Here is a 22373-nt window from a genome sequence, read left to right as displayed (position 1 = left end):
CGACGCTCCCTTGCGCGACCGATGACCGGGCCGAGTGGCGCCGACGCGTCACACGCTAGCCACGTCGTGCGCTCCCGGATAGAAGAGGTTCCCGAGGAGGGGGGGCGGGATCCCGGTGTCTGGGAGAGGGCGCGGGACGCGTCGCTCCGCGGGCGCGATCGCGTCAGGAAGTATCGTGGATCGATTCCCCACTCCGATCCCCTTCCCCGAGGAGCCTCATGCCCCTGTGGACACTCCACGGCAACGGCCGCACGGTCGAGCCCGGCAGCGTCGTCGCGCCGAGCGAGCGCCTGAACTGGCCCGCGACGGTCGCGATGGGCGTGCAGCACGTCGTCGCGATGTTCGGCGCCACGTTCCTCGTGCCGACCATCACGGGCTTCCCCGTGTCGACCACGCTGCTGTTCAGCGGTATCGGCACGCTGCTGTTCCTGCTCATCACGCGCAACCGCCTGCCCAGCTACCTCGGCTCCTCCTTCGCGTTCATTGCGCCGATCACGGCCGCGACGGCGTCCGGCGGCATGGGCTCCGCGCTCGCGGGCGTGGTCGCGGTGGGCGTGCTGCTCGCCCTGGTGGGCGTCGTGGTGCAGGTCGCGGGTCTCGGCTGGGTCGACAAGCTCATGCCGCCGGTGGTCGCGGGTGCGATCGTGGCACTGATCGGCTTCAACCTCGCACCCACGGCGTGGCTGAACTACAAGGTCGACGCGCTCACCGCCACGGTCACGCTCGCCGCCGTCATCCTGTTCTCCGTGCTGTTCAAGGGCTTCCTCGGCCGGATCTCGATCTTCCTCGGCGTGATCGTCGGATACGTGTTCGCGGCTCTCACGGGCAAGCTCGACTTCAGCAAGGTTGGCGACGCCGACTGGATCGGCCTGCCCGAGTTCCATCTGCCCGACTTCGCGACGGCCGGCACCTGGTCGACCATCGCGATGTTCCTGCCCGTGGTGCTGGTGCTCGTGGCGGAGAACGTCGGCCACGTGCGCGGCGTCGCGACCATGACGGACGCGTCCGTGAACCAGCACACCGGCCGCGCGCTGATCGCCGACGGCGTCGCGACCACCCTGGCGGGCGTCGGCGGCGGATCCGGCACCACGACCTACGGCGAGAACATCGGCGTCATGGCCGCGACCCGGGTGTACTCGACCGCCGTCTACTGGGTGGCGGGCATCGTGGCCATCCTGCTCGCGTTCTCGCCCAAGATCGGCGCGATCTTCAACTCGATCCCCGCCGGCGTGCTCGGCGGCGTCACGACCGCGCTGTACGGCCTGATCGGGATCATCGGCATCAAGATCTGGGTCGACAACCGCGTCGATTTCTCGCGTCCCGTGAACCAGTACACCGCCGCGGTCGCGCTCGTGATCGGCATCGCCGGCTTCACGATGCAGTGGGACGCGTTCCAGCTCGGTGGCATCGTGCTCGGCACGATCGCGGCGCTGGCGATCTACCACCTCGGCAACCTCATCGCCCGCGCCCGCAAGTCCGGCGCGGACGACGGCGGTCCCATCCCCGCGGTGGGTCCGCTCGGCGGCGACCCGCAGGACTGATCCGCTCGGCAAGGAAGGGCGTCCGGCTGCGGCCGGACGCCCTTTCGCACGTACGGCTCGGGCGACAGGATGTCCGCATGGGCACCGTCGCTGCCATATCGCCTCGTGCGATCGACGCGAAGGAGGGCTGACGTGGCGATCAAGCTCGAGAACGTCGGCATCGCGGTGCGCGACATCGAGGAGGCGATCTCGTTCTTCACCGACCTGGGCCTCACGGTCGCCGGTCGCGACATCATCAGCGGCGAGTGGGCCGACACCGCGGTGGACCTCGACGGCAATCACGCGCGCATCGCGATCCTGCAGACGCCCGACGGCGCCGGGCAGCTCGAGCTGTTCGAGTACCTGCATCCCGACGCGATCGAGACCGAACCCACTCTTCCGAACGAGATCGGGATGCACCGCGTCGCGTTCTCGGTCGACGACATCGACGCAGCGCTGGAGATCGCCGCGCGGCACGGCTGCCACCCGCTGCGCGGCGTCGCGAACTACCGGGATGTCTACAGGCTCACCTACCTGCGGGGCCCGAGCGGCATCATCGTGATGCTCGCCCAGGACCTCACGAAGGGCTGAGCGGGACGCGAGGGTCGTCGCCGAGCAGCCCCGGTCAGGGGCGTTCGCGCACGAGCCAGTCACCTGCCGGTGTCGCCGGCTCCCAGCCGTGGCGCTCGTAGAGCGTGTGCGCGTCATCGGTCTTCAAGAGGGTGCGTCGGAGGCCGAGCCTGTCCACCTCGGCGGCGACTCCCGCGACGAGCAGCTTGCCGATCCCCTCGCCCCGGCGGTCCGGATCCACGATCACGTCCGCAAGCCACCCGAAGGTCGCTCCGTCCGTCACAAGGCGGGCGAAAGCCACCTGCCTCTCGCCGTCGTACACGCCGAAGCAGCGCGATCCCGCGTTCGCGGCATCCTGCAGCTCGCGAGGACGCCCCCGCGCCCAGTAGGAATGCGTGGCCAGCGTGCGGTGGATCCATTCGGCGTCGAGCCGCGACGCGTCATCTGAGAACTCGTACTCGCTCACCCGCCGATCCTGCCATCCGCGCGAAGAGCGATTCGGAGCGCTCGCCCTACGATGATGGGGTGACCCCGGGCCTGCATCACGTGGAGATCTGGGTGGCCTCCGCCGAGCGCGCCGCGGCGGAGTGGGACTGGCTGCTCGACCAGCTCGGATGGGTGCGCGGGAGCGAGTGGGCGGGCGGCTTCAGGTGGGGTGCGGGCCGCCTGCACCTGACGTTCACCGAGGCTCCTCTTCAGTCCGGCGATCACGATCGGCGGCGTGCGGGGCTCAACCACCTCGCCTTCCGCGGCGGATCGCGTGCCGACGTCGACCGGATCATGGCCGACGCGCCCGGTCACGGGTGGACTCCGCTGTACCAGGATCGCTATCCGCACGCCGGCGGACCGGATCACCACGCCGGCTGGCTGGAGAACGCCTCCGGGTTCAAGGTCGAGGTCGTCGCCGAACCCGTGTGAGTGCCCCGCCCCGGCGTGCGATCGCGTGCGACAGCGCCCCGGTCCGGTCAGGCCTCGTCGCGCTCGGTCCTGCGGCGCGCGATCTCCGCGCGCAGGCGATCGGCCTCGATCTCGCGCTCGAGGTCGGCGAGCTGCTGCTCGGTCGTGCGGCGGTCCATCCTGCGGTCGTCGACGATCCGCACCGGCGCGGGCATCGCCGTCCGCGGGGCGCGGACGGGGCGCTCGGGGTACTCGCGCCCCGCGGCCCACCACACGATGCCGCCCACGATCGGCAGCAGGATCGCCAGGAGGATCCACGCGATCTTCGGCAGGTGCTTCACCTGCCCCTCGTCCCGCGTGACGATGTCGATCAGCGTGACGACGGAGAACGCCAGCACCAGCAGCGAGAAGAGCAACGGCATGCCGTCACGCTATCGGTCGCGGAAACCCCCCGTCGAGAGCGGATTCAGGCCGTCTCCCGGATGACCAGCTCGGCCTGCAGGATGGTCGCATGCGGCGGCTCCTCGCCCGCGAGTCGGGCGAGGAGCACGTCGGTCATCGCCTCGCCCTGCTCCCGCGAAGGCTGCCGCACGGTCGTCAGCCGCGGCGCCATCTCGGTCGCGACGGGAGAGTCGTCGAAGCTCACGATCGCGAGGTCGTCGGGAACGCGCAGGCCGCGCGCCTGCAGCACGCCGAGCGCACCGCGTGCCATCAGGTCGCTCGCCACGAACAGCGCATCGGGGGGATCGCCGGCCGCGAGGATCCGGACCATCGCGGCCGCACCGCCCTCGACGGTGAAGTCGCCGTTCTCCGCCGACCCGGCGGGCAGGCCCGCCTCCGCCAGCACCTCGCGGTAGCCCTGCAGGCGGTCGGATCCCACCGCCATGTCGAGCGGGCCCGTGATCGTCCCGACGCGGCGGTGGCCGCGCTCGACGAGGTAGCGCGTGGCGATCCGGCCTCCCTCGACGTTGTCGACGTCCACGAAGTAATAGCCGGAACCGTCGGCCGCGACCGGTCGGCCACCGAACACGACGGGAACCGCGCGATGGATCCGCTCGAGGAACGTGTTCGACGCGTGGTGCGACACGATCAGCGCGCCGTCGACGTTGCCGCCCACGAGATAGTTCGTGGTCTTGTCGCCCGGGTCGCCCGACGCGATGAAGAGGTTCAGCAGGTATTCGGTGGACGCGAGCCGGCCGTTGATCCCGCCGACGATCGCGGCGAAGAACGGGTCGCCGAAGAAGCGCTTGGTGTCCTCGGGCACGACCAGGGCGATCGCGAGCGTCTGCCTGCTGGCGAGGGAGCGCGCCGCCCGGTTGGGGACGTAGGCCAGCTCGTCGATCGCGCGGCGCACCGACTCGAGCGCCGCGGGACTGACGCGGTCGCCGCCACCCAGCACGCGCGACACGGTGGACCGGGAGACCCCGGCGCGCGCCGCGACCTCCTCGATCGTCGCCGCGGTCGACCCCCGCGTGGCTCCCGCTCGAGGAAGCGTGGTGCTGGGTCGTTCCATCGGTCTCCTAGCCGAGGACCGGCGCTTCGGCCCTCGCGATGCCCGATCCCTCGACCGAGCGCGCTGCGATGATCCTTGCGTACTCGCGGCCGCTGTCCTTGATGGTGCGCACCTGCGTGTCGTAATCGACGCGGACGATGCCGAATCGCTTCTCGTACCCCCAGGCCCACTCGTAGTTGTCGAGCAGCGACCAGTAGAAGTATCCCCGAACGTCGGTCCCGGCGTCGATCGCGTCGAGCACGGCGGCGACATGTCCGCGCACGAACTCGAGACGCTCACCGTCGTGCACCTGACCGTCCACGAGCTCGTCGTCGTACGCGGCGCCGTTCTCCGTGACGTACAGCGGCACGCCGGCCGGCTGGGCGTAGTCGGCCGAGACGCGGTTCAGCAGGTTCGTGAGGCCCGCGAAGTCGACCTCCCAGTTCATGGTCGTGCGGGCGAAGCCGCGCTCGGCCCAGTGCACGCCCTGCATGGCCGGGAACGGCGAGCGCTTCGGCCAGTCGGTCGGCGCCTCGCCCTTCGGCGCGGGGTTCGCGGGGACATGACCCGTGACGTACTCACCGTGGTAGTAGTTCACGCCGAGGAAGTCGAGCGGCGTGGAGACGACGGCGAGGTCGCCGTCCTGCACGGCCGCCTCGAACGCCGCCACGGCGTCGGCGTCGACCGCGCGGATGTCCGCCACGATGTCGGCCGGGTACTGCCCCCGGAAGATCGGGTCCAGGAACCAGCGGTTGAACTGGCCGTCGACGCGGCGGGCGGCGTCCCGGTCGGCGGGGTCCGCGGGATCCACCGGCTCGCCGTTCGTGAGGTTGAGCGTGATGCCGAACTCGAGCGCGGCGTCGCGCGCGCGGAGCTCCTCGACCGTGCGGCCGTGCGAGAGCAGCAGGTGGTGGGAGGCCAGCAGGCCCTCGCGCACGCTCTGGTGACCCGGCGCGTGCTCGCCGCCCGTGTACGACAGGAAGGACGAGCACCACGGCTCGTTGTGGGTCGTCCACTTCGTCACGCGGTCGCCGAGCGCGTCGTGCACCGACAGCGCGTACTCGAGGAAGCGGTCCACCGTGTCGCGGGAGACCCAGCCGCCCTTCTCCTCGAGCGCCTGCGGCATGTCCCAGTGGTGCAGCGTGAGCCACGGCAGGATGCCCGCGCCGAGCAGCTCGTCGACGAGGCGGCTGTAGAAGTCGATGCCCTTCTGATTCACCGCTCCCCCGTCGGGCCGCACGCGCGACCACGACGTGGAGAACCGGTACGTCTGCAGCCCCAGCTGCTTCATGAGCGCGACGTCCTCGCGGTACCGGTGGTAGTGATCCGTCGCGACATCGCCGTTGTCGGCGTTGATGACGGCACCCGGGATCCGGCTGAAGTGGTCCCAGATCGACGCCGTGCGCCCGTCCTCGAAGGCGGCGCCCTCGATCTGGTAGGCGGCGGTCGCGGCGCCGAACAGGAACTCGTGCGGGAAGGTGCGGGGGGAAGTGGTCATGACGGTCTCTCTCGGTAGCGCTCTCAGGGCGCAGGATATGTCGCGGACAGGCGCGGCGTCAGCCCTTGACGGCTCCGGCCATGATGCCGCTGATGAGTTGCTTGCCCGCAACGACGAACAGGATGAGCAGCGGGATCGTCGCGAGGACGGCGCCCGCGAGCACGATCGAGTAGTCCTTGTAGAAGCCCGACTGCAGGTTGCTCAGCGCGGTCTGCAGCGTGGGGTTCTGCGGGCTCAGCACCAGCAGCGGCCACAGGTAGTCGGTCCAGGCGGTCATGAACGTGAACAGGCCGAGGATCGCCATGGCGGGCCGCGCGGCGGGCAGGCCCACGGTCAGGAACGTGCGGAACTGGTTCGCGCCGTCCACGCGCGCCGCCTCGATGAGCTCGTCCGGGATCACGTCGACGAGGTACTGGCGCATGAAGAACACACCGAACGCCGTCACGAGCGTCGGGATGATCACGGCGCCGATCGTGCCGGTCCAGCCGAACTGCCGCATGACCATGAACAACGGGATGATGCCCAGCTGGGTCGGGATCGCCATGGTCGCGATGACGAACACCATCAGCCCGTCGCGGCCGCGGAAGCGCAGCTTGGCGAACGCGTACCCCGCGAGCGTCGAGAAGCACACGACGGACACGGTGATGATCGTCGAGACAAGCACCGAGTTCAGCAGCGCCGTCCAGAACGGGATCGCGTCGAAGACCCTGGCGGCGTTCGCCAGGAAGTTGCCGCCGGGGATCAGGGGCAGCGTCTCGGAGCGCGTCTGGTTGGTGCCGCTCGCGACCACGAACGACCACCACAGCGGGTAGGCGCTGCCGACCAGGAAGGCGGTCAGCAGGCCATAGGTGAGGAAGCCCGGCCGGCTTCCGAGGCCTGCCACGCCGCCTCGTGCCGAGCGACGGCGGGGCGGGCGCCCGGAGGTGGCCTCGGGCGTGCCGGTGACGATCGCGCGCGTCGAGTCTTCGGTCAGGGTGCTCACTTGACGGCCTCCTTTGCAGCGCGCCGGGCCCTGCGGTTCGGCCTCGCGCCGTCGCCCGTGGCGATCCGGCGTGAGAGGAAGAAGTTGATGAGGCCGATGCCCACGATCAGCAGGAACAGCAGCCATGCCACCGCCGACGCCTCGCCGAAGTTGCGGCGGAAGAACGCCAGCTCCCACATGAAGAGCACGGTCGTCTGGAACTGCCGATCGGAGCCGCCGATGCCGCCCGCGTTGGCGACGTCGAGCAGCTTCGGCTCGGCGAAGATCTGGAGGCCGCCGATGGTCGCCGTGATGATCACGAAGATCAGGGTGGGGCGGATCGACGGGATCGTGATCGAGAGGAAGCGGCGCACGCTTCCCGCGCCGTCGAGGGCGGCCGACTCGTAGAGGTCTCGCGGCACGGCCTGCATCGCGGCGAGCAGGATCAGCGCGTTGTAGCCCGTCCAGCGGAAGTTCACCATGATCGCGATCGCGAGGTGGCTGAGGAACTTGTCGTGCTTCCACTCCAGGTCGGCGATGCCGATGAGGTTGACGAGGTTGTTGGCGAGGCCGTCGGCCTCGTTGAACACGCTGGAGAAGATGAGGGCGACCGCGACGGGCGTCACCACGAACGGCAGCAGCACGCCCATGCGCCAGAAGGTCGGCGCACGCAGGCCCTGATCGAGCAGGTATGCCACGACGATGGCGACGAGCAGCTGTGGGATCGCCGACAGCACGAAGATGCTGACGGTGTTGAAGATCGAGTTCCAGAACATCCCGTCCGCGAGGAGCTCGGCGAAGTTGCCGAGTCCCACGAACTCGCCCTGCCCCCGCAGCAGGTCCCATTCGTGCACCGAGACGTAGGCGGTGTACGCGAGCGGGAACAGGCCGGTGAGCGCGAACAGAAGGAAGAAGGGCGACACGTAGAAGTACGGCGACGCCTTGAGGTCGAAGCGCGAGAGCCTCTGCCGGAACGACGGCGCCGGCGGCGGCACGTTCGGGCGCGTGGTCTGCGCGGACAGCGTGGTGGTCATGGCGACACGTCCTGGGTCGGGAGCGGTGGGGCGGGCGGGCGCGGGGCCCTGGAGCGGCGCGTGCCGGGACCTTCAGGCCCGGCCCCGGCACGCGCGCGTGCGGTGGGTTACCGGACTTCCAGCTCGGTCATGAGCGAGAGCGCCTCTTCCCACGCTCCGTCGGCGTCGAGCTCGCCGCGGTCGAGCTTCTGCAGCGCGGGGCCGAACACGTTCTCCTGGATGACGGAGTCGTCCGGGCCCTTGAACTGGGCCTTCACGCCCTCGGCACGCGAGGCGAGGATGGCACCGGTCGGCGAGCCGTTGAAGAACTCGTTCGGCGTCGCCTCCTCGGCGAGCGTCGCCTGCGCCTCCAGGGTGGAGGGGAAGTTGCCGGCCGCGGCCGCCTGCTTCACCTGCTGCTCGGGCTGCGTCAGCCAGTCGGCGAGTGCGGCGGCCGCCTCCTTGTTCTGGCTGGACTCGGGGATCGACAGCCAGGCGCCGCCCCAGTTGCCCGCGCCGCCGGGGAAGACGTCGGCGAAGTCCCAGCCGCTGTCGGCGCCGCCGCCCGCGCCCTCGATCGAGCCCTGGATCACGCCCAGCATCCAACCGGGGCAGACGAAGGTCGCGAACGTGTTGTCGAGGAACGACTTTCCGCCGTTCCAGTCCCACGCGGCCTGCGCGGCGGACTGGCCGCCCTCGACGGCCTCGGCGAGGAGGTCGAAGTTGGCGCGCAGGTCGTCGTTGCCCTCGACGTTCAGCTCGCCGTCGGACGTGTAGTAGCCCTCGGCCTGCTGGTTGACGATCGAGTTCCACACGAAGCCGGAGTGATCGAACCAGGCCTTGCCGGTCTTGTCGGTGTACTCCTGGCCGACCTCGAAGTAGTGGGCCCAGTCGCCCTCGAGCAGTTCCGCGACCTCGTCGCGGTCGGTCGGCAGGCCGGCGGCTTCGAAGGCCTTGGTGCTGTAGCAGAGACCCGCCGGACCGATGTCGGTGCCATAGCCGATCACGCGGCCCTGCGGGTCCGTGCCGGTGGCGTACTTCCAGTCGACCCAGTCGCCCTTGCGATCCTCGATGCCGTAGTCGCGCAGGTCGACGAACTGGTCGGAGACCCCGTCCTCCATGACCGCGCCGAGCCAGCCCTCCTCGATGGCGACGATGTCGGAGAGACCCGAGCCCGCGCCGAGCTTCGTGAAGAGGTCGGTGCGGGCGTTGCCGCCCGTGTCGATGTTGGTGGCCTCGATCGTGACGTTCGGGTGCTCGTCCATGTACTGCTCGTACAGGTCCTCGTAGCCGAAGGTGCCGAACGTCGTGATGGTGAGGGTGACGGGCTCGTCGGACGCCGGCTCCCCGCCGCCCGTGCCGCCGTTCGTCGCCGGCGCGCAGCCGGCGAGGGCGAGCGCCGCGACAGAGCCCGACGCGGCGATGGCGCCGAGACGACGCCAGGTGTGTGCCTTCACAGTTCACTCCTTTGTGGTGGGCAAGGCGCCGTCATGGCGCGCCCCGATGGTGAGGGGGACCTCCGGCGAGTGGCGTGGGAGCGCTCCCACCCGAGGTTGGGTGCGAGCTTATGGGAGCGCTCCCACGAATGCAACACCGTGATCAGGATGTGATCGAGCGCGCCCGCTCGCCGCCGTTCCGCCGCCGCTATGCTCGCCCCGTGACCGACACCGCCATCCGCTGGGGCATCCTCGCGCCCGGCTCCATCGCCGACTCCTTCGCCGCGGATCTCGCGGTCACGCCGGGCGCCGAGCTCGTCGCCGTGGCCTCGCGCGACGCCGAGCGCTCGGCCGCGTTCGCCGCGCGCCACGGCGCCGCGCGTTCGTACGCGTCGTACGACGAGCTGCTCGCGGCCGACGACATCGACGTCGTCTACATCGCCTCGCCGCACGCGCTGCACCACGAGCAGGCGACCCGCGCACTCGAGGCGGGCAAGCACGTCCTGTGCGAGAAGCCGCTCACGCTCGACCGGACGCTCGCCGCGTCGCTCATCGAGACCGCGCGCACCCACGACCGCTTCCTCATGGAGGGCATGTGGATGGCGTGCAATCCCGTGATCCTCGACCTGCGCGCGCGGCTCGCGGCGGGCGAGTTCGGGGCTCCGCGGCACCTGTTCGCGGAGTTCGCGTTCCGCGTCGACGCCGGCCCCGAGCACCGGCTGCTGAACCCCGCGCTCGGCGGCGGCGCGCTGCTCGACGTCGGCGTCTACCCGCTGACGCTCGCGCACATCCTGCTCGGCGAGGCGCTCCAGCTGCGCGCGACGGGCGTCACCGACGCGGTCGATCTCGACGTCGCGATCGCGGGCCGGTATCCGGACGACGCCGTCGCGAGCCTGGCGGTCGGCCTCACGCGGCACGCGCCGATCGCGGCGCGCCTGTCGACGGACGCGGGCTGGATCGACATCCCCGACTTCTTCGCGCCCACGCACTTCACGTTCCATCCGAGCGGCGGCGCGGCGGGCGGCGAGCCGCTGCGGTTCGACCCGCCGCAGCCGCTGTACGGCCGCGGCTTTGGCAACGAGGCCGCCGAGGTCGCGCGCTGCCTGCGCGCGGAGCTGCGCGAGTCGCCGCTCGTGCCGCACGCGCAGACGCTGGCGATCCTCGGCCAGATCGACCGGCTGCGGGCGGACCTTGCCGGCACGGCCGCGTAGAATATCCCCGATCCCCGCCGCCCACCGGGTTTCGATTCCTCGCTTCGCTCGTCACTCAACCACCAACAGCGGCGGCCGCACGCGGCCGCTCAGAAGGATCTCGAGTATGCCCACCATCGTCGTCGACGTCATGCCCAAGGCCGAGCTGCTGGACCCTCAGGGCAAGGCGGTCACCGGATCGCTCACGCGCCTCGGTCACGGAGCGTTCCAGAACGTGCGCATCGGCAAGCGCATCGAGCTGACGGTCGAGGGCGAGGTCACCGACGAGCTGCTCGCGGAGGCACGCCAGGTGGCCGACGAGATCCTCTCCAACGGCGTGATCGAGGACGTCGTCGGGATCGAGGTGGTCGAGTGACCGCCCGGATCGGCGTCATCACCTTCCCCGGCTCGCTGGACGACCGGGACGCGCAGCGCGCCGTGCGCCTCGCGGGCGGCGAGCCCGTGGCGCTGTGGCACGGATCGCACGATCTCGACGGCGTCGACGCACTCGTGCTGCCCGGAGGCTTCAGCTACGGCGACTACCTGCGCGCCGGCGCCATCGCGGCGCACGCGCCGATCATGGCGGAGGTCAAGGACGCGGCCGCGCAGGGCATGCCGATCCTCGGCATCTGCAACGGCTTCCAGATGCTCGTCGAGGCGCATCTGCTGCCGGGCGGGCTCATCCGCAACGCCCACCAGCAGTTCATCCGCCGCGACCAGCGCCTGCGCGTCGAGAACGCGTCGACCGCCTGGTCGAGCGCGTTCGAGGTCGGCCAGGAGATCGTCATCCCGCTGAAGAACGCCGACGGCGGCTACATCGCCGACGACGAGACGCTGCGGCGCATCGAGGGCGAGGGCCAGGTCGTCTTCCGCTACCTCGGCGTGAACCCGAACGGCTCGCTGAACGACATCGCGGGCCTGACGAACGAGCGCGGCAACGTCGTGGGCCTCATGCCGCATCCCGAGCACGCCGTCGAGCCGGGCTTCGGCCCCGGCACGGTGGCCGCGATGCGCTCGGGCGTCGACGGCCTCGGCTTCTTCACGAGCGCCATCGCCGCCACGGTCGCCCAGGCAGCCTGAGGTCGCCGCGCACGCGGCGGCGTCGCGCCGATAGGGTCGAGGGGTGAGCGACTCGCCTGACACCGTCGTCCTGTCCATCCCGAACGCCGAACTCGCGGACGATGTGCGCGCGCTGATCGACCCCTCCCTCGCGATCGAGGTCATCGAGTGGGACGGCGCGCGCGAGGCCGCGCCGCGCGAGCGGATCGACATCGTCGTGCCGCCGTACATGGGCAACGGAGACGCGCTGCGGGCGCTGACGACCGTCCGGCACCGGCTCGTGCAGGGCCAGTCGATCGGCTACGACGGCGTGCAGGACGCCCTTCCCGCCGGCACGGTGTTCGCCAACGCCGCCTCCGTGCACGAGACGGCGACCGCCGAGCTCGCCCTCACCCTGACCCTGGCGGCGCAGCGCGAGCTGCCGCGCATGGTCCGCAATCAGGACGGCGGGGTCTGGGAGTCGTTCGAGGCCACGGGTCTCGCCGACAAGCGTGTCGTGCTGCTGGGCTTCGGCGGTGTGGGCAAGGCCATCGCCGACCGCCTCCTGCCGTTCGAGGTGGACCTCGTGCCGGTCGCGAGCAGCGCGCGCCGGGAGGACGGCATCGACGTCCGCGCGATCGACGAGCTCCCCGACCTGCTTCCGACGGCCGACGTCCTGCTGATCGCGCTGCCCGGCGGATCGGAGACGCGGCACCTGGTGGACGACGCCGCGCTCGCGGCGCTGCCGGACGGCGCGCTCGTGGTGAACGTCGGCCGCGGTCCGATCGTCGACACCGACGCCCTCGTCGACCACGTCTCGCGCGGCCGGATCCGCGTCGCGAGCGACGTGTTCGATCCGGAGCCGCTGCCGGAGGGACACCCGCTGTGGTCGCTTCCCGGCGTGCTGATCGCGCCGCACGTCGGCGGCCGCTCCGGAGCCATGCGCCCACGCGTGGCGCGGCTCATCGCGGCGCAGGCCGAGCGCATGGCGCGCGGCGAGGAGCCGGTGAACGTCGTCATCCGCACCTGACGCATCCGCACCCGCCGCGACCGCCTGACGCCGCGCGGCGGGCTGCGGCACACTGGGCCGCATGTCCGTCACACCGATCGACCTCGCGCCCGATGCGGACTTCGAGGGGTATCTGCACGGCTCGCCCGTGAGCTTCTTCCGCGAGCAGGGGGCGCGTCCCGGCACCGGCCCTCGGCTGCACCGACATCCGTACGGCGAGACGTTCCTCATCCACGCGGGAAGCGCCCTGTTCACGGTCGGCGACGAGCACGTCGTCGGATCGGCGAACCAGGTGCTCGTCGTGCCCGCGCTCGTCGCGCACCGCTTCGAGGTGCTCGACCGCGGCGAGTACATCGCGACGCACATCCACGCGAGCGACCGGTTCATCACCGAGTGGCTCGAGTGAGCGGCGCGGGCTGACCACGACCGTGATCTGAGGCGCTGCGGCCCTTCTTGCGTCCATTGGTGTACACCTGTATACAGGTAGCGACAACGACGTCGAGAGGAGAGGGCGATGCTGCCCACCCAAGATCAGGCACCTCCCCGCCGCGGGTCCCGCTGGCGGCTCATCGTCGGCGCCCTCGCCGCGGTCGCGATGATCGCCGCGCTCGCGCTCACCGGCATCACGCAGCGCTCCCAGAGCGCCAGCGCACTCGAGGACGCGCTCGGCGGCCGGCAGCTGCGCATCATGGCGCCCGCCGACCCCGGCGGCGGCTGGGACCAGACCTCCCGCGCCGTGCAGACCGCGCTGGGCGACATCGTCGGCCGCACCGAGGTCTACAACGTCGGCGGCGCCGGCGGCACGATCGGCCTGCCGCAGTTCGTGCGCCACACCGGCGAGGCGAACGAGCTCATGGTCACGGGCGCGATCATGGTCGGCGCCATCCTGACCAACGGCTCCGAGGCGACGCTCGACGACGTCGACATGCTCGCGCGCCTCACGACCGAGTACCTCGTGATCGCCGTGCCCGCGGACTCCGAGATCCGGACGATGGAGGATCTCGCGGACGCCATGGCGGAGGACGTCGGATCCGTGTCGATCGCCGGCGGATCCGCGGGCGGCGTCGAGCAGGTGCTCACCGGGCTGGTCGCGGAGGCCGTGGGTGCGGATCCGCGCGAGGCCTCCTACGTCGCGCACTCCGGCGGCGGCGAGGCGCTCACCACCATGCTGTCCGGCCGCTCGACGGCCGGCATGTCGGGCATCTCCGAGCTGCTGCCGTACATCGAGGACGGCTCGATGCGCGCCCTCGCGGTCTCGAGCCCCGAGCGCGTCGACAACCTCCCCGACGTGCCCACGCTGCGTGAGTCCGGCCTCGACATCGAGCTGCAGAACTGGCGCGGCATCGCGGCGCCCAAGGGGCTGAGCGAGAGCGAGCGCGAGGCGCTCATCGCGATGCTCGACGAGATGCACGGGTCGGCGGCGTGGCAGGAGATCCTGTCCGATCGCGGGTGGGAGGACGCCTACCTCACCGGCCCCGAGCTGACCGAGTTCCTGCAGAAGGACCAGGAGACCACCGCGCAGATCCTCGAGCAGATCGGACTGGTGAAGTGACATGAGCGAATCGACCGAACCGCGCCGCACGCGAGGGCGTGACCTGCCCGGCCTCACCACCACCAACCTCGCCGCGATCGAGAAGGATCCGCCGCCCGTCTCGGCGGGCGCGTATCCCGCCGTGGTCTCGGGCGTGGCGTCGCTGATCATCGGCGCGATCATGGTGATCGCGGCCGTGCTCGTCGTCGTCGACGCGCTGCGCCTCCCCGCCTCGTCGGATCCGCTCGGCCCCGCGGCGTTCCCGCTCGTGATCGGCGCCCTGCTCGGCGTCCTCGGCGCGGGCCTCGTCATCGCGAACGCGCGCTTCGGCACGGTGCTGCTGCGCACCGGTCGCAGCGGAATCGAGCGCGGCACCGTGCTCGGCCGCGGTGCCCTGCTGCGCGCCGCGCTCGTCCTGCTGGCGCTCATCCTGTTCGCGCTGATCCTGCCGTTCGCCGGCTTCTTCGTCAGCGGCGCCGGGCTGTATGTCGCGAGCGCTCTGCTGCTCGGCGCCCCGCGCGGCTGGCACCTGCCCATCACGGGCGTGCTGATCGCGGGATCCGTGGTGCTCATCTTCGACCGGCTGATCGGGCTGACCCTCCCGGCCGGCCCCTGGGGGTTCTGACAATGGACACGTTCGACCTGCTCATGCAGGGGTTCGCCGCCGCGATCACCCCCGCGAACCTGCTCTGGGCGCTGCTGGGCGTCACGATCGGCACGGCCGTCGGCGTCCTGCCCGGCATCGGGCCGGCGCTCACCGTCGCCCTGCTGCTGCCGATCACGTTCCGTCTCGAGCCGTCCGCCGCGCTGATCCTGTTCGCCGGCATCTACTCGGGCGGCATGTACGGCGGATCGACCACGTCCATCCTGCTCAACACCCCCGGCGAGTCCGCATCGATCGTCTCGGCGATCGAGGGGAACAAGATGGCGCGCGCCGGCCGCGCGGCCGCGGCGCTCGCGACGGCCGCGATCGGCTCGTTCGTCGCCGGCATCGTGGCGACCGTCGGGCTGACGCTGCTCGCCCCCGTGATGGCCGAGTTCGCGATCACGCTCGGCCCGCCCGAGTACGTCGCGCTCATGGCGATCGCCTTCATCTCGGTCGCCGCGCTGCTGGGACCGAACCTGCTCAAGGGCGCCGCGAGCCTCGTGATCGGCCTGACGATCGGCCTGATCGGCATCGACGTGCAGTCGGGCCAGCCGCGCCTGACGTTCGGCAGCGACCGGCTGCTCGACGGCCTCGACGTCGTGCTCGTCGTCGTGGGACTGTTCGCGATCGCGGAGACGCTCTCGCACGTGCTCTCGGGCACGGGCCGCAGCACCGTGACCCCGGTGAAGGGCCGCACGGCGCTGTCGCGCGAGGAGTTCCGCCGGTCCTGGCCCGCGTGGCTGCGCGGCACGGCGCTCGGCTTCCCGATCGGCGCGCTGCCCGCGGGCGGCGCCGAGATCCCGACCTTCCTGTCGTACGCGGCCGAGAAGCGGCTCTCGAAGCACCGCGGCGAGTTCGGCCGCGGCGCGATCGAGGGCGTGGCGGGCCCCGAGTCGGCGAACAACGCCGCGGCCGCGGGCGTGCTCGTGCCGCTGCTGACGATCGGCCTGCCGACCTCGGCCACCGCGGCGATCATCCTCACCGCGTTCCAGTCGTACGGCCTGCAGCCCGGGCCCACCCTGTTCGCCGAGTCCGGCGACCTCGTGTGGGCGCTCATCGCGTCGCTGTTCATCGGCAACGTGATGCTGCTCGTGCTCAACCTGCCGCTCGTGAAGGTGTGGGCGCGGCTGCTGATGCTGCCCAGCTGGTCGATCTACGCGGCCGTGACGGTGTTCGCCGCGCTCGGCGCATTCGCGGCGGGCGGCTCCCCGACCGACATCGTGATCCTCGCGGTGCTGGGCGCGCTCGGGATGCTGATGCGCCTCGCCGACATCCCCGCAGCGCCCGCCGTGGTCGGCCTGATCCTCGGCCCCCTCATGGAGGCGCAGCTGCGCCGGGCGATGACGCTCTCGGAGGGCGACCCCGCGATCCTCGTCTCGAGCCCGCTGACCATCGGGCTCTGGATCGTCGCTGCTCTGCTGCTGATCGTGCCGCCGCTCATCGGCGCCCAGCTCGGACGTCGTCGCCGTCGCGCCCTGCGCGCTGCGGGCGCGTCCGACGCGGAGGCCGCCCAGACCACCCCGACCGACTCGACGCGCTGACGCGAGACCCGACTGACCAGGAGGAATCAGTGCAATCCACTTCACCCGAGCGATACGACGTCATCGTCGTGGGCGGCGGCAACGCGGGATTCTCGGCGGCCCATGCGGCGGCCGAGCGCGGGCGGCGCGTTCTGCTGCTCGAGCGCGGCACGCACGACATGGCGGGCGGCAACAGCTACTACACGGCCGGCGCCACCCGCATCCCGCACGGCGGGCTCGACGACCTGCGCGACATCGTCGAGCCGGATGAGCGGCACGGTGCGACGATCGTGCCGCCGTACTCCTCGGACGAGTACCTGGCGGATCTCGTCAAGGTGACGGACGGTCGCACCGACCCGGACATGGCGCGCGTGCTGGTGGACGAGGCCGCGGAGGCCGTGCGCTGGCTGCACGGTCTCGGGCTCAAGTACCGCCTGATGTACGAGCGCCAGGCGTACGCCCGCCCGGACGGCACCTACCTCTTCTGGGGCGGCCTGCACGTGGGCAACGTCGGCGGCGGCGTGGGCCTGATCGACGACCACACGGCGGTGGCCGAGCGGATGGGCACCGAGGTGCGCTACGGCGCGCGCGCGAGGTCGCTGATCGTCGAGGACGGCGCGGTCACCGGGGTCCGGTACGAAACCGACGGCGACACGCACGAGGTGCGGGCCGAGAGCGTGGTCCTCGCGGCGGGCGGCTTCGAGTCGAGCCCCGAGCTGCGCGAGCAGCACCTCGGGCCGGGCTGGGCCAACGCCAAGGTGCGCGGCACGCCGTACAACACGGGCGACATGCTGCTGGCGGCGCTCGAGATCGGCGCCCAGCGCGGCGGCGACTGGTCGACCTGTCACAGCGTGCAGTGGGACGCCGGCGCCGAGCACAACGAGTCCAACCGTGAGCTCACCAACCGCCTGACGCGCCAGAGCTACCCGCTCGGGATCATCGTCAACCGCCACGGCGAGCGCTTCCTGGACGAGGGCGCCGACTTCCGCAACTACACCTACGCCAAGTACGGCCGCGAGATCCTCGCCCAGCCCGGCTCGGTCGCGTGGCAGGTGTTCGACGCCGCCCTGCGGCCCGCCTTGCGCACCGAGGAGTACGACATGCCGGGGATCGGCGTGCACACGGCCGACACGCTGGAGGAGCTCGCGGACGCGGCCGGCATCGCGCGCGACGGGTTCGTCGCCACGGTCGAGGGCTTCAACGCGAGCATCGACCGCGACGCGCCCTACGACCCGACGGTCAAGGACGGCCGCGCGGCGCACACCGCGCCGCCGAAGTCGAACTGGGCCTCGCCGATCGAGACGCCGCCGTTCTACGCCTTCCCCGTGACGTGCGGCATCACGTTCACGTTCGGCGGCGTGAAGGGCGACCTCGACGGGCGCGTGCTCGGCGCGGACGGCACGCCCATCCCGGGGCTGTTCGCATGCGGCGAGATGCTCGGCGGCCTTTTCAGCGGCAACTACCCCGGCGGATCCGGACTGGCGGCGGGAATGGTGTTCGGCCGTCGCACGGGCGCCGCGGCCTGACGGGGTGCGGCGAGGGAACGCCGTGGCCTGACGGGGGCGGTGCGGGGCGGCCGCGCCGCACGGATACGATCGAGACGGAGGTGGTCGCGTGGCGACGAGCGTGTACGAGCGCATCCGCGACGCGATCATCGCCGGTCGCCTGGAGGGCGGGCGCATCCTGTCGGAGAACGCCCTGGCGGCCGACTTCGGCACGAGCCGCACCCCCGTGCGCGAGGCGCTGCACCGCCTGGAGATCGAGCGGCTCGTCGAGCGCGGGCCGCGCGGCGCGGTCGTGCGCGCGACGTCGCCTGAGGAGATCCTCGACATCTACGACGTGCGCATCACGCTCGAGGGATCGGCGGCGCGCGCCGCGGCGAAGCACGCGACGGATCTGGATCTCGCCCGGCTGCGCGCGCGGCAGGACGCGATGCGGGGCCTCGAGGGCGCCGAGGAGCGCGCCGTCGCGAACCGGGCGTTCCACTCCGCCCTGTGGGAGGCGAGCCACAGCCCGACGCTGATCGACCTGCTCGAGCGGCTGCACGTGCACCTGCGGCGCTACCCCACGACGACGCTCGACTGGCCGGGGCGCTGGGACGAGGTCATCAGCCAGCACGACGAGCTGCTCGGGGCGATCTCCCGCCACGACGCCGAGGCGGCGCGGGAGATCGCCGAGCACCACATGACGGGCGCGCGCGAGGTGCGGCTGCGGATGTACGCGGACGGCTCGCACCCGCACCCCTGATCGCGCTCAGACCCCGCGCAGAGGATGCATCCCCATGCGGGTGAGCGCGACGTCCTCGATCACCTGCATGACGTTGTACAGGATGAGCGCCGCGGCCGTGACGAGCACGACCGACGCCCACACCTCGGGGAACTTCGACTGCGAGATCGCGGGGCCGATGCCGCCGCCGATGCCGTCACTCGTCGCGAGCCACTCCGCCAGCAGGGCGCCCGTGATCGCGCCGGGCACGGAGATCCGGACCGCCGCGAAGAACGCGGGCAGCGACGAGGGCAGGGCCACCTTGCGCAGCGCCGTGAACGCCGATCCGCCGTAGACGTGCACGACATCCGTCATCTGCGGCGACGCCGAGCGCAGGCCGAAGACGATGTTCACGAGCGCGGGGAACAGCACGACGATGCCGCCGATCACCGCGACCGTCCACAGGTCTCGCCCGAAGATCAGCGTGATGACGGGCGCCATCGCGACCAGCGGCACGGATCGCAGCAGCATCGCGAGCGGCATGAGCGCGTGCTCCACACCGCGGTTCAGCTGGAACAGGATCGCCGCGGCGAGCGCGACGACGAGGCCGGCGGCGAAGCCGATGAACGCGTGCCCGAGCGTGACCCACAGCCGCCCGGACAGCAGCGCGCGGTTCTCCGCGGCTGCGGGGTCGGCGACGAGGTAGCGCCAGACGTCCGCGGGGCCCTTGCCCACGTACGCGTTGACGCCGAACACCCACAGCATGACCTGCCACAGGACGGTGACGACAAGCAGGGTCACGGCGAACATCAGCAACCCGCGGCCGAGCACGCGGAGCGTCGAGGAGGTGCCCATGCTCACGCCCCCTTCGACCAGGGCGCAACGGCGCGCGCGACCAGTCCGACGATCCAGTACCCGGCGAGCGCCACGAGCCCGGACAGGATCGCGAGCGCCCACACGAGCGGCGGGTTGAAGTCGACCTGCGCGATCATCATCGCGCGCCCCACACCCGCCTGCACCTTGCCGAAGAACTCCCCCAGCACGGCGCCGAGGAACGCGGCCGGCACGGCGATCTGCAGGGCGTTCAGGATGGCGGGCAGCGCCGCGATCAGGCGGACCTTGCGCAGCTGCGTGAGCCGCGACCCGCCGTACACCGAGACGACGTCGAGCGCGCTGCGGTCGGCGGCCTTGAGGCCGAGCAGTGATCCGACGACCGTCGTGAAGAACACGCTGAGCGCGGCCAGGATCACCGACGTGAGCGACGGCCGTCCGGCCTGCGGGATCGGCAGCATCACGATGAGCACCATGCCGATCGCCACGATCGGCAGGCAGTACGTGATGGTCGCGAGCTGCATCACGAGGCCCTCGACGCGCGGCACGATCAGCACGAGCGCGGCGAACACGAGCGCGAGCCCGTTGCCCCACAGGTAGCCGAGGCCCGCCTCGGCGAGCGTCACGCCGAACTGCGGCGCGAAGAACCCGAAACCGCGCTGCGCGGCCTCGACCACGACCTGCCCGGGCGTCGGGATGGGCTGCGCGCAGTTCGGGCCCAGGCACGACAGCACGGTCGCGGCGAGCACCCACCACACCGCGACGATGCCCGCGGCCCCCGCGACGCCCCACACCCAGGCCGGGACCGGCGTGCGGTCGAGACGCGCGTCAGCCATGCGTCGCCTCGGTCGGCGCGGCGACGGCGGATGCCTCCTCGGCGGACGGCGCTCCGAACAGCAGGTCGGACGCGTGGTCGACGTACGCGTGGAACTCCGGCGTGCGCATCATCTCGGGCGTGCGCGGACGCGGCAGGTCGATGTCCATGACCTCCTTGATCCGGCCGGGGCGCGGCGTCATGACCGCGACCTTGTCGCTCAGGAAGATCGCCTCCGAGATGCCGTGCGTGACGAGCAGCGTGGTGGCGGGCTTCTCAGTCCAGATGCGCAGCAGCTCGAGGTTGAGGCGCTGACGCGTCATGTCGTCGAGCGCGCCGAACGGCTCGTCGAACAGCAGCACCTCGGGCTTCATCACGAGCGAGCGCGCGATCGACACGCGCTGACGCATGCCGCCCGACAGCTGCGCCGGCTTCGCCTTCTCGAAGCCCGTGAGGCCGACGAGGGCGATCAGCTCGGCCACGTAGTCCCTGTCGACGGGCTTTCCGGCCACCTCGAAGGGCAGCTGGATGTTCGCCTGCACGCTGCGCCACGGCAGCAGCGCCGCGTCCTGGAACGCGATGCCGAGACTGTTCGAGGCGCGCAGCTCCTTCGGCGACTTCCCGTCGACGCGCGTCGTGCCGCTCGTGGGCGCCTCGAGCCCGGCGAGGATGCGCAGGATCGTCGACTTGCCGCATCCGGAGGGGCCCAGCAGCGACAGGAACGTGCCCTGCTCGGTGTGGAGGTTCGCATCCTGCAGCGCGACGACGTCGCGCCGCCCCTGCCGGAACACCTTGTTCAGTCCGCTGATGTGCAGGCCGGTGCCCGGGGTGTCCTGGGCACCGACCTGCAGGGCCGTGTCGGTCACGGTGTGGTTCTCCCCGCTGTTGCCGGACGGACGGGCTCAGCCCGCGTAGTCGACGAGCTCCGGGTGCTCGGCGTAGACCTCTTCGAGCAGGGACAGGTCGAAGATCTGCGAGGCCTCGACCGAGATGCCGGCGCCCGCCAGGCTGTCGACCGTCGCCTGCTGCATCTCCTCCGTGACGCTGAAGAGGCCGTGCTCCTCGGTGTCGGGCGTCGAGATGAGCTCGGCCTGCGCCTTCATCGCCTCGAGCGTCTTGACCGGGTCGAGGTCGGTGCCGAAGTCGGCGACGACATCCTCGGCGGCCTGCTCGGGGTCGGCGAGCACGTCGGTCCAGCCCTTGATCTCGGCGACGAGGAAGTCCTTCAGCAGCTCGCGGTTCTCGGCGAGGTAGGCGTCGGTGACCGAGACGGTCTCGGCGACGAGCGGGAAGCCGTTGTCGGCGAGCGGCAGGTTGGTGATGTCGTTGCCGCCCAGCTTGACGGTCAGCGCCTCGTTCGTGAGATACGCGTAGAAGCCGTCGACCTCGCCGTTCACGAGCGGCGCCGGGTCGTACTGCACGGCGACGATCTCGAGCTCGTCCTGAGCGATGTCGTTCGCCTCGAGGAACGCGTCGAACGCCGCGCGGTTCGAGTCCTGCACGCCGATCTTCTTGCCCTTGAGGTCGTCGACGGTCGCGATGTCGGCGCCGTCCTTGAGCGACAGCACGGTGAAGGGGTTCTTCTGGAAGGTCGCGCCGATCATCTTGATCGTGGCGCCCTCGTTCGCGACCGCGGCGCCGACGGCGAGCGGGTCGTTCAGCGCGATCTGCACCGTGCCGCCCATGAGCTCGGCGACGCCGGTCGAGGGGCCCTCGAGCAGCGTGACCTCGTCGAAGCCGGCCTCCTCGTAGTAGCCCTTCTCGATCGCGTAGAACTCGCCCGCGAACTCCTCATTCTTGATCCAGCTCTGCTGCACGGTGATCGAGCCGTGCGACGCGGACTCCTCCTCGCCCTCCGCGGCGGGGGCGGACGTGGCGGCGCACGCGCTCAGCGCCAGCGCGCCGGTGAGGGTGAGGCCCGCGGCGGCGAGGCCACGACGGACGTAAGGGGTGCGGATCATTCGGGTTCTCCACTCGGGGAAGGGCGCGATCCGACATCCGGAGGGTTTCCGGGGGGTCTCGCGCGAGGGACGATCGGCGGGAAGCCGCTGATGTCCACACCGTACGGGTCGGCGAGAACACCAGCCGGACACCCGCGTTTCGGCAATGTAAAACATTCTGCCCCGGCGAAATACTGCGGGAGGACCAAACCGGCCCCGACGCGGTCACGGCTGTGTATCGAACGCCGCGGGTCGAGTCCGC

Annotated in this window: 24 protein-coding genes; 13 read left to right on the top strand and 11 right to left on the bottom strand. The window is 71.1% G+C overall.

Going from position 1 to position 22373, the window contains the following annotated elements; translation table 11 throughout:
- Positions 1–218: 218 nt before the first annotated feature.
- Together BJP60_RS01500 and BJP60_RS01495 are read left to right on the top strand one after the other, a co-directional pair.
- Positions 219–1541, top strand: a complete 1323-nt coding sequence (locus BJP60_RS01500) for a uracil-xanthine permease family protein (protein ID WP_203137087.1) — start codon at positions 219–221, stop codon at positions 1539–1541.
- A 132-nt stretch (positions 1542–1673) separates the two neighbouring features.
- On the top strand, positions 1674–2111 hold the full coding sequence (locus BJP60_RS01495; protein ID WP_203137086.1) for a VOC family protein: 438 nt from the start codon (positions 1674–1676) through the stop codon (positions 2109–2111).
- A gap of 34 nt (positions 2112–2145) precedes the next feature.
- On the opposite strand, the gene BJP60_RS01490 is transcribed toward BJP60_RS01495, so the two are convergent.
- Positions 2146–2556: a GNAT family N-acetyltransferase gene (locus tag BJP60_RS01490; RefSeq protein WP_203137085.1), complete on the bottom strand. Its 411-nt coding sequence runs from the start codon at positions 2554–2556 to the stop codon at positions 2146–2148.
- Positions 2557–2615: 59 nt separating this feature from the next.
- On the opposite strand from BJP60_RS01490, the gene BJP60_RS01485 reads away from it, so the two are divergent.
- A complete protein-coding gene (locus BJP60_RS01485; RefSeq protein WP_203137083.1) occupies positions 2616–3008 on the top strand; it encodes a VOC family protein in 393 nt (130 codons plus the stop codon).
- A 47-nt stretch (positions 3009–3055) separates the two neighbouring features.
- Here the strand turns inward: BJP60_RS01485 and BJP60_RS01480 are convergent, their stop codons facing one another.
- The 6 genes from BJP60_RS01480 to BJP60_RS01455 all read right to left on the bottom strand — a co-directional run bounded on the left by BJP60_RS01480 (position 3056) and on the right by BJP60_RS01455 (position 9408).
- Complete coding sequence (locus BJP60_RS01480; protein WP_203137081.1) at positions 3056–3409, bottom strand: PLD nuclease N-terminal domain-containing protein; 354 nt, start codon at positions 3407–3409, stop codon at positions 3056–3058.
- Positions 3410–3453: 44 nt separating this feature from the next.
- The gene (locus BJP60_RS01475; protein WP_203137079.1) at positions 3454–4500 is read right to left on the bottom strand and encodes a LacI family DNA-binding transcriptional regulator; all 1047 of its coding nucleotides are present in this window, start codon (positions 4498–4500) and stop codon (positions 3454–3456) included.
- Between the two features lie 7 nt (positions 4501–4507).
- Complete coding sequence (locus tag BJP60_RS01470) at positions 4508–5977, bottom strand: GH1 family beta-glucosidase (RefSeq protein WP_203137078.1); 1470 nt, start codon at positions 5975–5977, stop codon at positions 4508–4510.
- 58 nt (positions 5978–6035) lie between these two features.
- Positions 6036–6926, bottom strand: coding sequence for a carbohydrate ABC transporter permease (locus BJP60_RS01465; protein WP_203138832.1), 891 nt, complete (start codon positions 6924–6926; stop codon positions 6036–6038).
- A 29-nt stretch (positions 6927–6955) separates the two neighbouring features.
- Positions 6956–7972, bottom strand: a complete 1017-nt coding sequence (locus BJP60_RS01460; protein WP_203137077.1) for a carbohydrate ABC transporter permease — start codon at positions 7970–7972, stop codon at positions 6956–6958.
- 107 nt (positions 7973–8079) lie between these two features.
- Positions 8080–9408, bottom strand: coding sequence for an ABC transporter substrate-binding protein (locus BJP60_RS01455; protein ID WP_203137076.1), 1329 nt, complete (start codon positions 9406–9408; stop codon positions 8080–8082).
- A 200-nt stretch (positions 9409–9608) separates the two neighbouring features.
- Between BJP60_RS01455 and BJP60_RS01450 the strand changes: the two genes are divergently transcribed.
- From BJP60_RS01450 to BJP60_RS01405, 10 genes are all read left to right on the top strand, one after another.
- Positions 9609–10598 carry a Gfo/Idh/MocA family protein gene (locus BJP60_RS01450; RefSeq protein WP_203137075.1) on the top strand — a complete coding sequence of 330 codons (990 nt, stop codon included), beginning with the start codon at positions 9609–9611 and terminating at the stop codon, positions 10596–10598.
- Positions 10599–10704: 106 nt separating this feature from the next.
- Positions 10705–10953 (top strand): phosphoribosylformylglycinamidine synthase subunit PurS, encoded by a 249-nt coding sequence (gene purS, locus BJP60_RS01445; RefSeq protein ID WP_203137074.1) that lies wholly within the window; start codon positions 10705–10707, stop codon positions 10951–10953.
- The gene (gene purQ / locus BJP60_RS01440) at positions 10950–11657 is read left to right on the top strand and encodes a phosphoribosylformylglycinamidine synthase subunit PurQ (protein WP_203137073.1); all 708 of its coding nucleotides are present in this window, start codon (positions 10950–10952) and stop codon (positions 11655–11657) included. The genes purS and purQ overlap by 4 nt, the downstream gene beginning before the upstream one ends.
- Positions 11658–11700: 43 nt before the next feature.
- Positions 11701–12645, top strand: a complete 945-nt coding sequence (locus BJP60_RS01435) for a 2-hydroxyacid dehydrogenase (protein ID WP_238439502.1) — start codon at positions 11701–11703, stop codon at positions 12643–12645.
- Positions 12646–12706: 61 nt separating this feature from the next.
- Positions 12707–13030: a cupin domain-containing protein gene (locus BJP60_RS01430; protein ID WP_203137072.1), complete on the top strand. Its 324-nt coding sequence runs from the start codon at positions 12707–12709 to the stop codon at positions 13028–13030.
- A gap of 108 nt (positions 13031–13138) precedes the next feature.
- On the top strand, positions 13139–14176 hold the full coding sequence (locus BJP60_RS01425) for a Bug family tripartite tricarboxylate transporter substrate binding protein (RefSeq protein ID WP_203137070.1): 1038 nt from the start codon (positions 13139–13141) through the stop codon (positions 14174–14176).
- Position 14177: 1 nt separating this feature from the next.
- The gene (locus BJP60_RS01420; RefSeq protein ID WP_203137068.1) at positions 14178–14780 is read left to right on the top strand and encodes a tripartite tricarboxylate transporter TctB family protein; all 603 of its coding nucleotides are present in this window, start codon (positions 14178–14180) and stop codon (positions 14778–14780) included.
- A 2-nt stretch (positions 14781–14782) separates the two neighbouring features.
- Positions 14783–16342 carry a tripartite tricarboxylate transporter permease gene (locus BJP60_RS01415; RefSeq protein ID WP_203137066.1) on the top strand — a complete coding sequence of 520 codons (1560 nt, stop codon included), beginning with the start codon at positions 14783–14785 and terminating at the stop codon, positions 16340–16342.
- A gap of 29 nt (positions 16343–16371) precedes the next feature.
- Positions 16372–17847 (top strand): FAD-dependent tricarballylate dehydrogenase TcuA, encoded by a 1476-nt coding sequence (gene tcuA, locus BJP60_RS01410; protein WP_203137064.1) that lies wholly within the window; start codon positions 16372–16374, stop codon positions 17845–17847.
- Positions 17848–17935: 88 nt separating this feature from the next.
- A complete protein-coding gene (locus BJP60_RS01405) occupies positions 17936–18568 on the top strand; it encodes a GntR family transcriptional regulator (protein ID WP_238439501.1) in 633 nt (210 codons plus the stop codon).
- Positions 18569–18574: 6 nt separating this feature from the next.
- On the opposite strand, the gene BJP60_RS01400 is transcribed toward BJP60_RS01405, so the two are convergent.
- The 4 genes from BJP60_RS01400 to BJP60_RS01385 are packed head-to-tail and all read right to left on the bottom strand — an operon-like array spanning position 18575 to position 22132.
- On the bottom strand, positions 18575–19381 hold the full coding sequence (locus BJP60_RS01400; protein ID WP_238439500.1) for an ABC transporter permease: 807 nt from the start codon (positions 19379–19381) through the stop codon (positions 18575–18577).
- Between the two features lie 2 nt (positions 19382–19383).
- Complete coding sequence (locus BJP60_RS01395) at positions 19384–20193, bottom strand: ABC transporter permease (protein WP_203137061.1); 810 nt, start codon at positions 20191–20193, stop codon at positions 19384–19386.
- The gene (locus tag BJP60_RS01390; RefSeq protein WP_442923430.1) at positions 20186–21022 is read right to left on the bottom strand and encodes an ABC transporter ATP-binding protein; all 837 of its coding nucleotides are present in this window, start codon (positions 21020–21022) and stop codon (positions 20186–20188) included. Before BJP60_RS01390 ends, BJP60_RS01395 begins: the two co-directional genes overlap by 8 nt.
- Before the next feature lie 51 nt (positions 21023–21073).
- Complete coding sequence (locus tag BJP60_RS01385) at positions 21074–22132, bottom strand: ABC transporter substrate-binding protein (protein WP_203137058.1); 1059 nt, start codon at positions 22130–22132, stop codon at positions 21074–21076.
- Positions 22133–22373: the final 241 nt, after the last annotated feature.

It is taken from the genome of Microbacterium sp. JZ31 (assembly GCF_016805985.1).
Taxonomy (GTDB): Bacteria; Actinomycetota; Actinomycetes; order Actinomycetales; family Microbacteriaceae; genus Microbacterium.
Note: the sequence above shows the minus strand (reverse complement) of the source record. Positions and strands in the feature narration are given on the sequence as shown.